This window comes from Streptomyces sp. DSM 120436 (assembly GCF_055778765.1).
Window position 1 is genome coordinate 4,514,060 of sequence record NZ_JBSKBS010000001.1, and the last position, 12,882, is coordinate 4,526,941.

11 protein-coding genes and 1 pseudogene are annotated in these 12,882 nt (G+C 75.3%); 4 read left to right on the plus strand and 8 right to left on the minus strand.

Annotated features, from left to right (window positions below; genetic code table 11):
• The first annotated feature begins 452 nt into the window (after positions 1-452).
• On the plus strand, positions 453-2,105 hold the full coding sequence (locus ACWH4W_RS20175; RefSeq protein WP_473077110.1) for an RICIN domain-containing protein: 1,653 nt from the start codon (positions 453-455) through the stop codon (positions 2,103-2,105).
• A gap of 42 nt (positions 2,106-2,147) precedes the next feature.
• On the opposite strand, the gene ACWH4W_RS20180 is transcribed toward ACWH4W_RS20175, so the two are convergent.
• Positions 2,148-3,317, minus strand: coding sequence for a lactate 2-monooxygenase (locus tag ACWH4W_RS20180; protein ID WP_473077111.1), 1,170 nt, complete (start codon positions 3,315-3,317; stop codon positions 2,148-2,150).
• Positions 3,318-3,763: 446 nt separating this feature from the next.
• Here ACWH4W_RS20180 and ACWH4W_RS20185 point away from each other — a divergent pair, with 446 nt between their 5' ends.
• Positions 3,764-4,198: a subtilase-type protease inhibitor gene (locus tag ACWH4W_RS20185; protein ID WP_473077112.1), complete on the plus strand. Its 435-nt coding sequence runs from the start codon at positions 3,764-3,766 to the stop codon at positions 4,196-4,198.
• A gap of 166 nt (positions 4,199-4,364) precedes the next feature.
• Here ACWH4W_RS20185 and ACWH4W_RS20190 read toward each other — a convergent pair whose 3' ends face one another.
• The 3 genes from ACWH4W_RS20190 to ACWH4W_RS20200 are packed head-to-tail and all read right to left on the minus strand — an operon-like array spanning position 4,365 to position 6,298.
• Positions 4,365-4,628, minus strand: coding sequence for a CDGSH iron-sulfur domain-containing protein (locus tag ACWH4W_RS20190; protein ID WP_473077113.1), 264 nt, complete (start codon positions 4,626-4,628; stop codon positions 4,365-4,367).
• Positions 4,609-5,295, minus strand: coding sequence for a HemK2/MTQ2 family protein methyltransferase (locus ACWH4W_RS20195; protein ID WP_473077114.1), 687 nt, complete (start codon positions 5,293-5,295; stop codon positions 4,609-4,611). Before ACWH4W_RS20195 ends, ACWH4W_RS20190 begins: the two co-directional genes overlap by 20 nt.
• The gene (locus ACWH4W_RS20200) at positions 5,285-6,298 is read right to left on the minus strand and encodes an iron-containing redox enzyme family protein (protein ID WP_473077115.1); all 1,014 of its coding nucleotides are present in this window, start codon (positions 6,296-6,298) and stop codon (positions 5,285-5,287) included. Before ACWH4W_RS20200 ends, ACWH4W_RS20195 begins: the two co-directional genes overlap by 11 nt.
• A 79-nt stretch (positions 6,299-6,377) precedes the next feature.
• On the opposite strand from ACWH4W_RS20200, the gene ACWH4W_RS20205 reads away from it, so the two are divergent.
• The gene (locus ACWH4W_RS20205) at positions 6,378-6,986 is read left to right on the plus strand and encodes a flavodoxin family protein (protein ID WP_473077116.1); all 609 of its coding nucleotides are present in this window, start codon (positions 6,378-6,380) and stop codon (positions 6,984-6,986) included.
• 60 nt (positions 6,987-7,046) lie between these two features.
• Here the strand turns inward: ACWH4W_RS20205 and ACWH4W_RS20210 are convergent, their stop codons facing one another.
• From ACWH4W_RS20210 to ACWH4W_RS20220, 3 genes and pseudogenes are all read right to left on the minus strand, one after another.
• Positions 7,047-7,232: a hypothetical protein gene (locus ACWH4W_RS20210; RefSeq protein WP_106411094.1), complete on the minus strand. Its 186-nt coding sequence runs from the start codon at positions 7,230-7,232 to the stop codon at positions 7,047-7,049.
• 58 nt (positions 7,233-7,290) lie between these two features.
• Entirely contained in the window at positions 7,291-8,301 is a 1,011-nt protein-coding gene (locus tag ACWH4W_RS20215; protein WP_473077117.1) for a Ppx/GppA family phosphatase, read from the minus strand.
• A 197-nt stretch (positions 8,302-8,498) separates the two neighbouring features.
• A pseudogene (locus tag ACWH4W_RS20220) lies at positions 8,499-8,965 on the minus strand (ATP-binding cassette domain-containing protein); the annotation flags it as partial.
• A 300-nt stretch (positions 8,966-9,265) separates the two neighbouring features.
• Here ACWH4W_RS20220 and ACWH4W_RS20225 point away from each other — a divergent pair.
• Complete coding sequence (locus ACWH4W_RS20225) at positions 9,266-10,627, plus strand: S1 family peptidase (RefSeq protein WP_473077118.1); 1,362 nt, start codon at positions 9,266-9,268, stop codon at positions 10,625-10,627.
• A 62-nt stretch (positions 10,628-10,689) separates the two neighbouring features.
• Here the strand turns inward: ACWH4W_RS20225 and ACWH4W_RS20230 are convergent, their stop codons facing one another.
• Positions 10,690-12,831 carry a SpoIIE family protein phosphatase gene (locus tag ACWH4W_RS20230; RefSeq protein ID WP_473077119.1) on the minus strand — a complete coding sequence of 714 codons (2,142 nt, stop codon included), beginning with the start codon at positions 12,829-12,831 and terminating at the stop codon, positions 10,690-10,692.
• Positions 12,832-12,882 lie beyond the last annotated feature (51 nt).

Below are 12,882 nucleotides of genomic sequence, written 5' to 3' on the forward strand. Positions count from 1 at the left end.
CCCCGGCGCACTCCGGCAGCGGGCGCGGGGCGCCGGCGCGGACGCACCGTTCACCCGGGGTGCGCGCCGGGGAAAGGGCACACCGGGGGAGTGGTGTGCCCGCCCTCCCGCCGCGCCTTCCTGTCACCGCTTTTCACGGCGCCCCGCGCGAACTCCGAAAAAGCGCAGTGAATGCCGGACACGGATCGCGGACCACCTTCTCCTTTTGACTTTCTGTCAACGCGGGAATGTTGCCCGACCGCCTTGTTGGCCGCGTGCGGGTTGTGCGAGAGTGAGCCACCCGTGGGGGGTAGAGGCCGGGACGCCCGCGCGTCGATGAACCGGGCCGGAAGCGCCGTCGGACAATTCCCGCCCCCCGCGCCACACCAAAGAGGTATGCCCGACTCGGGCATCCCTTTTCGGTGCCGGAAACGCTCGAATGTCACATGCGCTGTGGGAAGGAACCAATCTCAGTGCACACCCCCCACCCCCCTCGCCCTCCCTATCCCCCGCCGGGCGGTGATCCCGGGGAATCCGACGAGGCGCTCGCCGCGCGACTGCGGGGGCGTCCGGAGGCCGAGGCCGCCCGTTCCGTCGCCCTGCTGACGGCGCGCCACTGGCACGCGATGCACGACTACGCGACCGTGTGCCTCGCCTCGGGCGGGCGCACCGCCGCCATGGTCACCGGGGCCGCCCTGCACCGGGTGCTCGACCGGGTCGCCCTCGGCGAGTCCGCCGTCGCCCTCCGTCCCGTCCTGCTCGTGGGGGTGCGGGACACGGTCCGCGAGTGGGCGGCCGACGACCGCGTGACCGAGGTGCTGCCGGGGCTGCTGAAACCGGCGGGCGGGCGGGGCATGCGCGCGGCGACGACCATGACGCCGGAGAACCGCGCGCTCGCCCAGCGGGCGTTCCGGTCCCTGCCCGCGCTCGCGCGCTGTCTGCTCTGGCACGTCGAGGTCGAGGCCGAACCGGTCTCCGTGCCCGCCGGTCTGCTCGGCACGGACGCCGACCTCGCATCGGGCGCGCTCGACCAGGCACGCGAGAAATTCCGTCAGGGTCTGGTCCGCGCCCATCAGGAACTGGCGCCCACGCAGGAGTGCCGCTTCCACAACCGGCTGCTCGACGTGCCCATCCGCCGGGGCGGCGAGCTGCTGCCCGACGTGCGGCAGCACATGGCCGAGTGCCGCTACTGCCGCAACGCGGCCGAGCAGCTCGGCCACTTCCCGTCCGGACTGGGCACGCTCCTCGCGGAGGCGGTGCTGGGGTGGGGGGCCCGGCGCTACCTCGACTCACGACCGGGCCGTGCCGCGTCCGGTCCGCGCTCCGGCCGGGCCGGACGCCGCCGGCGCCGCGGCGGCGGGGACGGACCCGGGCACCCCGACGGACGGCACCGGCTGCTGGCCCGGTTCCCGGTGCCCGGCCGGCTCGCCCTGGCGCTGCCCGACCCGGTGCGCTCCACCCGCACCCTGCTCACCGGCCTCGGCGCGGTGTCCGCGGGCGTGCTGGTCAGCGTGCTCATCGCCGGGTCGTCCACCCCGGACGGCGGCACCGCCGACCCGGCGGACGCCACCGGTGCGGGCGGCCGGGCCGCCGTGCCGTCCGCCTCGCCGCCCGGAGCGGCCGGCCTGCCCTCCGCGCCGAGCCGCACCCGGCTGCGCAACATCGCCTCCGGGCTGTGCCTGGACACCCGCGACGAGCCCCGGGACGGCTCCGGCACCCGCCTGGCGAAGTGCTCCACGGCATGGACCCAGCAGTGGACGTACGAGGAGGACGGGCTGCTGCGCAGCGTGGCCGACCCGGGGCTGTGCCTGGACTCGCACAAGGACGCCGGTGTGGTCGTCCTCGGCGCCTGCGCCGACTCCGGCGACCGCACCGCCGACGACGTGCGGTACGACCTCACGGTGCAGGGCGAGCTGGTGCCCCGGTGGGACGTGCGGACGGCGCTCGCCCCGTCGGCCCTTGACGCGAACGCCGACATCGTCGTCAAGGTGCGCGACCGGACCGTGGAGCAGCGCTGGGCCGCCGAACCGGTCCGCTCCGCCGGCGAGTCCGGCGAGTCCTTCTCCGTCACCGGCCCGACGGCCCCCTCCGCCCGCCACGCCGAGCTGGCGGAACCGGTGAGCTGAGCCGCGCGCCCCCGGGGCGGCCGCCGGGCCGCCCCGGAGGGGTCAGAGCGCCGCCTCCGTGAGGTCGGCGGGCCCCACCGTGCCCGGACCGGAGTGGCCCGACAGGGCAAGGGTGAGGTCGAGTTCGGCGAGCAGACAGCGGATCACGTGCTCCACGCCCGCCTGTCCGTCGAGGCCCAGTCCGTACACGTACGGCCGCCCCACCAGCACCGCGCGGGCGCCCAGCGCGAGCGCCTTGAAGACGTCGTCGCCGGTGCGCACCCCGCTGTCGAACAGCACGGTGAGCCGGTCGCCGGCGGCCCGCACCACCCCGGGCAGCGCGTCCGCCGCGGCGATCGCGCCCGCCACCTGGCGGCCGCCGTGGTTGGACACCACCACCCCGTCCATGCCCGCGTCGGCGGCCATCCGGGCGTCGTCGGGGTGCAGCACGCCCTTCAGGACGACCGGACCGTCCCAGTTCTCCCGCAGGAACGCCAGGTCCGGCCACGTCTTGGCGGGGTCGGCGAACATGCCCACGAAGTGCATCACCGCCGCGTTCGGATCCTCGTGCACCGGCTTGGCGAGCCCCGCCCGGAACGCCGGGTCGGAGAAGTAGTTCGCGGTGCCCACCCCGTGCAGGAACGGCAGGTACGCCTGGTCCAGGTCGCGCGGCCGCCAGGACAGCAGGGGCGTGTCCAGGGTGACGACCAGCGCCGAGTACCCGGCCGCCTTCGCCCGGTCCAGGAAGGACCGCGCCACCTCCACGTCCTTCGGCCAGTACAGCTGGAACCAGCGCTCCGCGTCCCCCATCGCCTCGGCGACCTGCTCCATCGGCGTGCTGGACGCCGACGACAGCACGAACGGCACGCCCTGCGCGGCCGCGGCGCGCGCGGCCGCCGGCTCGGCGTCCGGGTGCATGATCGACAGCACCCCGACCGGCGCGAGGGCGAGCGGGGCGGGCAGCGGGCGGCCCAGCACCTCCACCGACAGGTCGCGCTCGTGGACGTCCCGCAGCATGCGCGGCACGATCCGGCGGCGGTCCAGGGCGGCCCGGTTGGCGCGGGCGGTGCTGCCGTCGCCCGCGCTGCCGGCGACGTACCCGACCGGGCCGGGGCCGAGGCGCCGCTCGGTCAGCTCCTCCAGCCGGGTCAGGTCGGTCGGCAGCCGCGGCACGGCGCCCGTCATCCCGTTCAGGTAGATCTCGTACTGGAAGTCGGCCCAGTGCTTCGCCATCCGTCCCGCCCCATCCCGTCGTGGATCGTGGTCCCGACGCATACTGGCCGGTATGTGTCGGTGGCGTCCAGCGTCCGGTGACAGGACGTCCCCTCCGCCGCAGGAGACGCGCGGCGTGCTCGAAGGTGACCGTGAAGCGTCCTTTTCATGACCGCAAGGGGTTTCTATTCAGCCCGTGTACGGCTGAATTGGAAAGTTTCAGGCCGATTGATGAGCGACGGGTATCCGGCCATCTGGCCGTTTCGCTCACGCGGGGGCCGCGAGTTCACGGGGTCGACGCGCGTCCGTTTGGTCACTTCACGCCACTGATTCAATACGCAATGTTACTGAAATGCATGGGGTCGAGATGAGTTTCCGCCGGGGACTCGGCAGACTCCGGCACGCCGGTCCGGCACCACCGAGCACGGACCGGCGAACGGAAGAAACGAAGCGGAAGGATGCACACAATGCGGAACACCGCGCGCTGGACCGTCACCCTCGGTCTCACGGCCGCCGCCGTCTGCGCCCCCCTCTCCGGGGCCGCGCTCGCCGCCCCCGAAGACGCCCCGTCCGCGCTCTACGCCCCCTCTGCCCTGGTGTTCACCGTCGGCAAGGGCGTCAGCGCCACGACCGCCACACCGGAACGCGCGGTCACCCTGACCTGTGCCCCGGGCCCCGAGGGCACCCACCCGGCCGCCGGCTCCGCCTGCGCGGAGCTGGCCGCCGTCGGCGGCGACCTGAACGCCCTGACGCGGAACGACGACGTCATGTGCCCGATGGTGTACGACCCGGTGCTGCTCACCGTGGACGGCGTCTGGCAGGGCAAGCGCGTCTCCTACGAGCGGGTCTTCTCCAACGAGTGCGAGCTGAACGCGCACGGCGCGAACGTCTTCGCCTTCTAGGGACCGGGATCGCACGGTTCCCGTGACCGCGTGGCGGCCCGCGGACTGGGGAGTACGGGGCACCGCGCGGACAGTGCGATCCCATGGGAGGCCGGCGGGCGGAGTGGGGCCGCCCGCCGGCCTCCGGGCTGTTCACCGGGCCGTTCTCCGGCCGTTCGGGGAACGGTCAGGCGCGGTCGCGGTGACTGGTGTCGCACCAGGGGTAGCGCCGACTGCGCCGGCAGGTGCACAGGGCCACGCGGAAGCGGTCGGAGGACACCACCGAACCGTCCTCCAGCTCCACCTCCACCGGGCCCTCCACCAGCATCGGCCCCTTGCGCCGCACGGTCACGCGGCGCGCGTCGCCGGACGCGGGGCCCGGGGCCCCGGAGGGAGCGCCGGACCGGGCGGCGGACGGGGACCGCGCGGGATCAGACGGGGAGTTCGGCACGGACCACCACCAGCTCTTCCTCGTTCTCGTCGGGGGACAGCAGCCCGCGCTCCCGCAGCCACTCCACCCGGGTCCGCAGCACCGGCCCGAAGGCGATCCGCTGCCGCTGCGTGACCGCGGACTTCAGCCCCGCGGAGCGCAGACAGTCCACGGTCAGCCCGGGATCGCTGAGCGCCGACTGCACCATCAGCAGCACCCCGCCCGGCCGCAGCAGCCCCGGCGCCTCGTGGCAGATGCGGTCGAGCACCAGCCGCCCGTCGCCGCCCGCGTCCCAGGCGCGGGCCGCGCCGCGCGGCGGCCGGTGCGCCCGGGGCGCGGGGACGTACGGGGGATTGGCGAGGACCAGGTCGAACGACCGCCCCCGCACCGGTTCGAACAGATTGCCGCGCAGGACCTGGACGGACAGGCCGGCCCGCAGGGCGTTCAGCCGCGCCGCGCACACGGCCCGCCGCGACACGTCGACCGCGGTCACCCGGGCGCCGCGCCGGGCGGCCGCCAGAGCCAGGGCGCCGGAACCGGTGCCGACGTCGAGGACGGCGGCGCCCGGCGCCACCGGCTCGTCGGCCAGGGCCGCGGACAGCAGCTCGGTGTCCTCTTGGGGGGCGTAGACGCCCGGAGGTGCGAGACTTTTCACAGGCGGCCGGGTACCCCGTTGGTCAAGAGACATGAGCCGCCTCCTGTGACAGGGGAGTGCGCAGCGCGGAGCGGCCCTCGCTCCAGTCGGCGAGCAGCCGGTCGCCGAGCCGGTCCTCCGTGAGGACCGTGGCCGCCACACCGAACGCGATGTCCGGCGCGAGGTGCGGCTCGTCCTCCAGCAGACCTCCGATGACGTCCTTGCGGACCACCTGCTCGTGCACCGCGTCCGCCTCGACGTGCTCGTCGTAGAAGTGCTCGGCGGCGGGGCCGGCGCCGGTGCGCCGCATGGCCTCCGCGAGCCGCCGGGACCCCGGCGAGGAGGTGATCTCGACCGTCGCGAAGTGGCCCACCAGGGCGCCCCGCAGGGTGCGGTGCAGCCCGAACAGCGACATCAGGTTCACCGTGACCAGCAACTCCGCGCAGGCCGTGTCCAGGTAGCGGCCGTACGTCGTGTCCAGCCCCAGATCCGTCATCAGGTCGGCGAACAGCCGGGCGTGCACCCGGTCGCCCCGCCCGCCGCCGTACTCGTCGAACTCCACGGCCGCCATCGCCGCCTTGGCCCGGCCGCGCAGCCGCGGCAGCACCCAGGCGTGCGGGTCGGCCTCCTTCAGGTGGTACAGCGAGCGCAGGGCGGCGTACTCGCGCAGCTGCCACAGCTCGCCCTTGTCGCGCAGGAAGTGGCTGACGCCCGTGCCGTCCACCGGCTCGACGAGGATCCCGGCGAGCGCGTCGTCGACGCTCTCGTGGCGTGGGGCGTCCTTGCGGAGCGCGGCGAGGAAGCGCCGCTCCATGGCGGCCCGCACCCGCAGCAGGTCCGGGTCCCACTCCAGGGTGGGCGCCACGCCCGCGAAGCCGCGGTAGTGCAGTTCGTAGCAGAGGTAGAGGGCGAGTTGGAGGTCCTCGCCGTACACCGGGGCGGCGGCCACGTCCTCCTCGGAGGGCAGCGGGCCCGAGCCCCGCAGATACGTCGTCACGGCGCGGCTGAGCGGCCCGCGCGGCGCGGGCAGCAGAGGTTCGTCTCGAGGGTCGTCCATGGGCCCCGTGTACCCGGACGGCGTACGGAAACCCCTGCTGGTGTGGCGGGGGCGGACGCGCGGGGTACCCCATGACGTCATGAAGGCATTGGTGATCAACTGCACGCTCAAGAAGTCGCCGGAGACCTCCAACACCGAGGCGCTGTTCCGGACCGTCACCGAGCAGCTGGAGCGGGAGGGCGTCGAGGTCGACGTCGTCCGCGCCGTGGACCTGGACATCGCCCCCGGCGTGGTCAGCGAGGCCGTGCACGAGGGCGACGACTGGCCGGGGGTGCACGAGAAGCTGCTCGCGTCGGAGATCCTCGTCATCGCCTCGCCGACCTGGCTGGGCCAGCCGTCCTCGGTGGCCAAGCGCGTCCTGGAGCGCATGGACGGGATGATGTCCGAGACCGACGACGAGGGACGTCCGGTGGCCTACAACCGGGTCGCCGGCGTCGTCGTCACCGGCAACGAGGACGGGGCGCACCATGTGATCAGCGAGATCACGGGCGCGCTCCACGACATCGGCTACACCGTCCCCGGCCAGGCGTGGACCTACTGGAACCAGGGCCCGGGCCCCGGACCGAGCTTCCTGGAGGGCGGCAGCGGCCAGGACTGGTCGCGCGGCACGGGCCGCGCGATGGCCGCGAACCTGCTGGGCGTCGCCCGCGCCCTGGCCGCCCACCCGCTCGGCGCCCCGCCGCAGTAGGGGCGGGCACGGGGCTGCCGTCCAGGTCCCCTCCGAACCCGGGTGACGGCCCGCGCGCCGCTACTCGCCCTCCGCCTCCTCCTGCGCCCGGACGTTGGGCGTGACGGCGTCGCCCGCCTCGCCGCGGTGACGGCGGTCCTCGTCGGTGTCCCGGGTGCGGCGCTCGGCCTCCTCCACCTCGCGCAGCACCTCCTCGAGGGCCGACTCGGACGGCTTCGGGGTGTCGTCGTGCTCGTGCTCGGACAACGGGCTCTCCTCACGTCGTGCTGGTCGTGCTCGTCGCTCCCCGCCCCGCGGGCGGGAGTCAGTGCCGGGCGGCGGCGATGCGCAGCGGCACCAGGTCGGCGCCCTCCGCCTCCCTCTCGTTGCGCCGGGTGATCTCCGCCCACCAGGAGGGGCCGTCCTCCACGTGGCGCAGCAGCACCCCCTCGCGCAGCGCCCAGGGGCAGATCGTCACCGTCGCCAGGCCGGTCAGCTTCATCGCGGTGTGCGCCACCACGGCCCCCGCCAGGCTCTGCGTCGCGCGGGGCGCGGAGATGCCGGGCAGCCGGGCGCGTTCGGCGGCCGGCAGGGCGGCCAGCCGGTCGATCGCCCCGCGCAGGTCGGCGGCGGACAGCTCCCGCTCCACGAACGGGCCGTGCCGCCCGGGCGCCGCCCCGCACAGCCGGCCGAGCTGCTGGAAGGTGCGGGAGGTGGCGACCGCCGTGCGCGGCCCCTCCCAGCGGATCCGGGCCGCGGCGTCGCGCAACTGGTGGCGCACCCGCCGGCGCAGGGCGCGCACCCGGTCGGGCGAGGGCGGGTCCTCGTCCCCGAAGTGCTCGTGGGTCAGCCGGGCCGCCCCCAGCGGCAGCGAGGCGGCGAAGTCGGGCAGCCGGCCGCGCCCGAAGGCGACCTCCATCGAGCCGCCGCCGATGTCCAGCAGGGCCAGCGGCCCGCAGCGCCAGCCCATCCAGCGGCGCGCGGCGAGGAAGGTCAGCTCGGCCTCGACCTCGCCGGGCAGGGTGCACAGCGCGACACCGGTCCGCTCCCGGACCGTGCGCAGCACCTCGTGCCGGTTCGGGGCCCCGCGCACCACGGCCGTGGCGAAGGCCAGGGGGCCGGCGGCGCCCCAGCGCGCGGCGGCCCGGTCCGCCGCCGCGACGGCCTCCACCAGGTCCTCCACGGCGCGGTCCGGCACCGGCCCGCCGGGCGTGACCTGCTCGGACAGCCGCAGCCGCCACTTTGCCGTGTGCACCGGCAACGGCGCACCGCCCTCCGTGTCCGACACGACGAGCCGGACGGTCTTCGATCCGACATCCACCACGCTGGTCCGCATGGCCCGTGGGTACCCACTTACCGCCCCGTCCAACGGACGGACCGCGCGGAGGGCCGCATACGCGCCACGGTGTGCGTGCTCTGACGGGAGGAGGACCGCGCCGTCCCCCGGGACCGACGGGCCGGCGGCTCAGGCCGGCTGCCTGCGCACCAGCCCGTGCAGCCGGCCCCGGGCGCCGGTGAGGAGCTCGGACGGGTGCCCTGCCGGACCACCGTGCCGGCCTCCCTCGCCACCACCCGGTCCGCGGCCGGCGCCGTCGACAGCCGGTGCGCGATGACGACGCCGGTCGCCCGCAGCGCCTGGGTGCTCTCGATCACCGTGCGCGGCGTCCCGTTGTCCAGGGCGCTGGTCGCCTCGTCGAACGGGCTGTGGACGCCGCCCGGACGGCGCGCGATCACGTCGTACGGCGCCGCGTCCTCCAGCGCCTCCACCACCGCCTCGTCCGGGACCGACGGGTCCCCTGCAGCGCCACGTTGTCCCGTACCGTGCCCTCGAGCAGGACCACGTCCCGGCCGGCGAAGGGGACGGACGCGGCGAGCGCCCCGCGCGGGACGTCCTCGGTGCGCCGCCCGTCGATGCGGATCGCGCCCTCCCACGGGGTGTACGGCCCCGCGATCAGCTGCGACACCGTCGACTTGCCGCTGCCCGAGCCACCCGTCAGCGCCCGGCCACGTGCGGCCCGCGGCCGGAATCCGGCACACCGGCCGCAAAGGCGTGTCCCGGACGGGTGCCCTGCGCACGCACCTCGGGTCCGGTGACCGGGTCGGGCATGCGCTGTGCAGATCCCCCGAAGCCGGGACCCACGGCGGGGCCGGACACCGGGCGTGCCTGCACGGTGGCGGACGGTGAAGGGCTGGGAGGGGGTGAACACCTCTCGAGTCCCTTGCGTACCAACGACCGTCCAGGCGCCCCGAACAGCCGCCGGACGGCGGCACGACTCCGGTCCCCCAGGAGGTCGAGAAGTTTGAGTCACAAGCGAATCCCGAAGCGCAAGGCCGCGGCAGCGGCGGGCGTCGTGGTGGCCCTCGGGGCCGCCGCGATCCTGCTCCCCAGTGCCAACGCGTCCCAGGACGGCGCGCAGGACGACGTCGCGGCCGCGCCGAGGACCCTCAAGGCGGGCGACGCCTCGGACCTCGCCGCCCGGCTCGCCGGCATGCTCGGCGACGCGTACGCGGGCGCCTGGTACGACGGCGAGGACAAGCGGCTCGTCGTCAACGTGGTGCGCGGCGGGGGCGCCATGGCCCTGAAGGCGCGCAGCGCGGGCGCGGAGGTCCGCGAGGTCGACCACAGCATGGCCGAACTGGAGGCCGGGGAGCGGACGTTGAAGACGGAGGCGACCATCCCGGGCACCTCCTGGGCGGTCGACCCGCGCACCAACAAGATCCTCGTCACCGCGGACAGCACGGTCACCGGCGACACGTGGGACCGGCTGGAGTCCACCGTCGAGGGCCTCGGCCCCGGCATGGCCGTCCTCAAGAAGTCCGCGGGCACCTTCCGCACCTTCGCGTCCGGCGGTGACGCCATCTTCGCGGGCGGCGCCCGCTGTTCGCTCGGCTTCAACGTCACCGCGGGCGACGGCAGCCCGGCGTTCCTCACCGCCGGACACTGTGTCGCCGCCGGCGACGAGTGGTCCGACCAGCAGGGCGGCGAGCCCATCGCCACGGTCGACCGGGCGCTCTTCCCGGGCGCGGGCGACTTCGCGCTGCTCACCTACGACGCCCCGGCCGTCGAGGCCCCGAGCGAGGTGAACGTCGGCGGCCGGACGGTCCCGGTCGTCCGGGCCGCGGACGCCACGGTCGGCCAGCAGGTGTTCCGCATGGGCAGCACCACCGGTCTCGCCGACGGACAGGTGCTCGGCCTCGACGCCACGGTGAACTACCCCGAGGGCACGGTCACCGGCCTCATCCAGACCGACGTGTGCGCGGAGCCCGGCGACAGCGGCGGCCCGCTGTTCACCCAGGACGGTCTCGCCATCGGCCTGACCTCGGGCGGCAGCGGTGACTGCACCGTGGGCGGCGAGACCTTCTTCCAGCCCGTCACCACCGCCCTGGAGGCGGTCGGCGCGACCCTCGGCGCCGGTGCCGGCGCGGACGGCCAGGCCGGCGGTCAGGAGCAGGGCGCGGGCGAGGAGACCGGCGACGGCCAGACGGGCGCGGACGGCCAGGCGGACGCCGAGGACCGGACGGGTGGTCAGGACGCAGGTTCCGGTCAGGACGCCGACTCCGGTCAGGACGGCGCGGGCGGGCACCACGGCGCGCGGGAGCGGACCGGCATGGGCTCCGGCCGTCACTCCGGGGCGGACTCCGGGCTGGTTCCGTCGTACTGACCCCGTGTGCGGGAGGCGCCCCCGGCCGTGTGCGGGCGGGGGCGCCCGCCCCCCCGCCGGGCTCAGTCCCGTGCGGTCTCGAGCAGCAGCACCGCCGTGTCGTCCAGCCGGTCCGCCGCGTGCGGACCGTGCCGCACGAGCGCGTCCGCGAGGTCGTCCAGGGGCAGCCCGTCCAGGCCGGTCAGCCGCCGGCACAGCTCGGCGAGGGCGTCCTCGAAGTCGACGCCGGGCGACTCCACCAGACCGTCGGTGTACAGCACCAGCAGCGAACCGGGCGGCAGGGCCACCTCCGTCGACGGGTAGACCGCCGCGCCGTCGATGCCCAGCAGCGGACCGCCGGCCAGGTCCAGCACCCGCACCCGCCCGTCGGGGCGGCGCAGCAGCGGCGGCGGATGCCCCGCACGCGACATCACGGCCCGCCCCCGCACCGGGTCGAGCCGCAGGTACAGACAGCTCGCGAACAGCTCCGAGCCCAGGTCCAGCAGCAGCCGGTTGGTGCTGCGCATCACCTCCTCCGGCGCCTGCCCCACGGCCGTGTACGCCCGCACCGCCGTGCGGACCTGCCCCATCAGCCCGGCCGCCGTCACGTTGTGCCCCTGCACGTCCCCGATCACCGCCGCCGCCAGGCCCTGTGTCGGCACCAGGTCGTAGAAGTCGCCGCCGATCTCCATGCCCTGGGTGGCCGGCAGGTACCGGGCGGCGGCCTCGATGCCCGGCAGCGCCGGCAGGGTGCTGGGCAGCAGCGCCTCCTGCAGTCCGTGCGCCAGCCGGTGCTTGGCGTCGTAGAGCATCGCCCGCTCCAGCGCCTGGGCGATCAGCCCCGCCAGACTGGTCAGCACCGCCCGTTCCTCCGTCGCGAACCGGTGCGGCGACCCGTACGACAGCACGCACGTCCCCACCGGGCGGCCCGAGGCGATCAGCGGCAGGTACGCCCACGCCGAGAACTCCGACGGGTGCGTCTGCAGGGCCGGGTACAGCCGCTCCAGCTCGTCCCGCGACGCGAAGAAGGCGGGCACCCCGGTGCGCAGCACCTGGCCGCCCGGCGTCGGCTCGGACAGCGGCAGCCCGTCGAACCGCTCCACCACCAGCGGGTCCGCGTACCCGCGGTGTCCGAGGACCCGCAGCCGTCCCGCGCGGGAGCCGAGGACCACCAGCCCCTGACTGCCCACCGCCGGCGCGATCTCGTCCGCGACCAGCTGCACCACGTCCTGCACCCCGACCGCCTCGGTCAGCGCGCCGGCCAGGCCCAGCACCTGGGTGATGGTCACCAGCCGGTCCCCGGCCGCCCCCGGCCGCGGCGTCGCACGGTTCATCTCCGTCACCGCGCGGGCCCTGCTGATCCGCACGCTGAGACCGGTGGTGCTCGGGTACATCCGGAAGGACAGCCACGTGTCGGGCGGGCGCAGCGCGACGAAGGAGGTGACGTGCTGGCTGAACAGCGCCGCCCGGTACCGGTCTTCGTACACCGGGTCGTTCAGCCACGGCACCGCCGCCCACATCTGCGCGCCCAGCAGCCGGTTCGCCGGGACGCCGAGCAGTTCGGAGGCGGCGGCGTTGGCGAACGCCACCCGCCCGTGCAGATCGAGCGAGCACAGCCCGTACGGCAGCCGGGAGACCATACGGGCCGCCTCCACCGTGCCGAGCGTGCCGGCCGCCCCGCCCACCGCCGGCGCGGCCAGCAGGTCCGGTTCCGGCGCGAGCGGCAGGCTGTGTTCGGCGGCCCGCTCCAGCCGCACCGCCAGCCGGTCGCAGGCGGCGGTGAGGTGCTCGCGCTCCCGGTCCGACAGCTCCGGCGGGTGCGCGCCCGGCCAGGTCACGAAGACCCCGCCGTACGTCCTGGCCGCCGTCGCCACCGGGAGCGCGGCCAGTGAGAAGGGGTAGGGGAGCACCATCGCGAGCCGGGGGTACTGGCGCGCCATCTCCTCCTCGCCGCCCACCCACACCAGCCGCCGCTCGCGCACCGCGTCGGAGACCGGGATCGGCGCGCTCAGCCCGACCCGCTCCCACGGCGCCGCGAAGGCGCGGGGCAGCCCCGCCATCACCGCCATCTCCAGCACGGGCTGGTCGGGGGAGAGGAGGTACACCGCGCCGGAGTGGGCGTGCACCTCGTCCATCATCGCGGCCAGCGTCAGCGACAGCAGCGGACGGCCGACCGGTGCCCGGGAGCCCGACGGCGCCTGCGCGGACGACTGCCCCTCGGACACGCCGACCACCTCCTCGCACGGCCCGCGTCACCGGGCCCGCACGGCCCTTCG

Excerpts from the sequence above, each read along its gene's own strand:
- ACWH4W_RS20180 (WP_473077111.1), bottom strand. The coding sequence starts at position 3,317 with ATGGCGAAGCACTGGGCCGACTTCCAGTACGAGATCTACCTGAACGGG.
- ACWH4W_RS20215 (WP_473077117.1), bottom strand. The coding sequence starts at position 8,301 with ATGCGGACCAGCGTGGTGGATGTCGGATCGAAGACCGTCCGGCTCGTC.
- ACWH4W_RS20195 (WP_473077114.1), bottom strand. The coding sequence starts at position 5,295 with ATGTCTCTTGACCAACGGGGTACCCGGCCGCCTGTGAAAAGTCTCGCA.
- ACWH4W_RS20185 (WP_473077112.1), top strand. The coding sequence starts at position 3,764 with ATGCGGAACACCGCGCGCTGGACCGTCACCCTCGGTCTCACGGCCGCC.
- ACWH4W_RS20205 (WP_473077116.1), top strand. The coding sequence starts at position 6,378 with ATGAAGGCATTGGTGATCAACTGCACGCTCAAGAAGTCGCCGGAGACC.
- ACWH4W_RS20200 (WP_473077115.1), bottom strand. The coding sequence starts at position 6,298 with ATGGACGACCCTCGAGACGAACCTCTGCTGCCCGCGCCGCGCGGGCCG.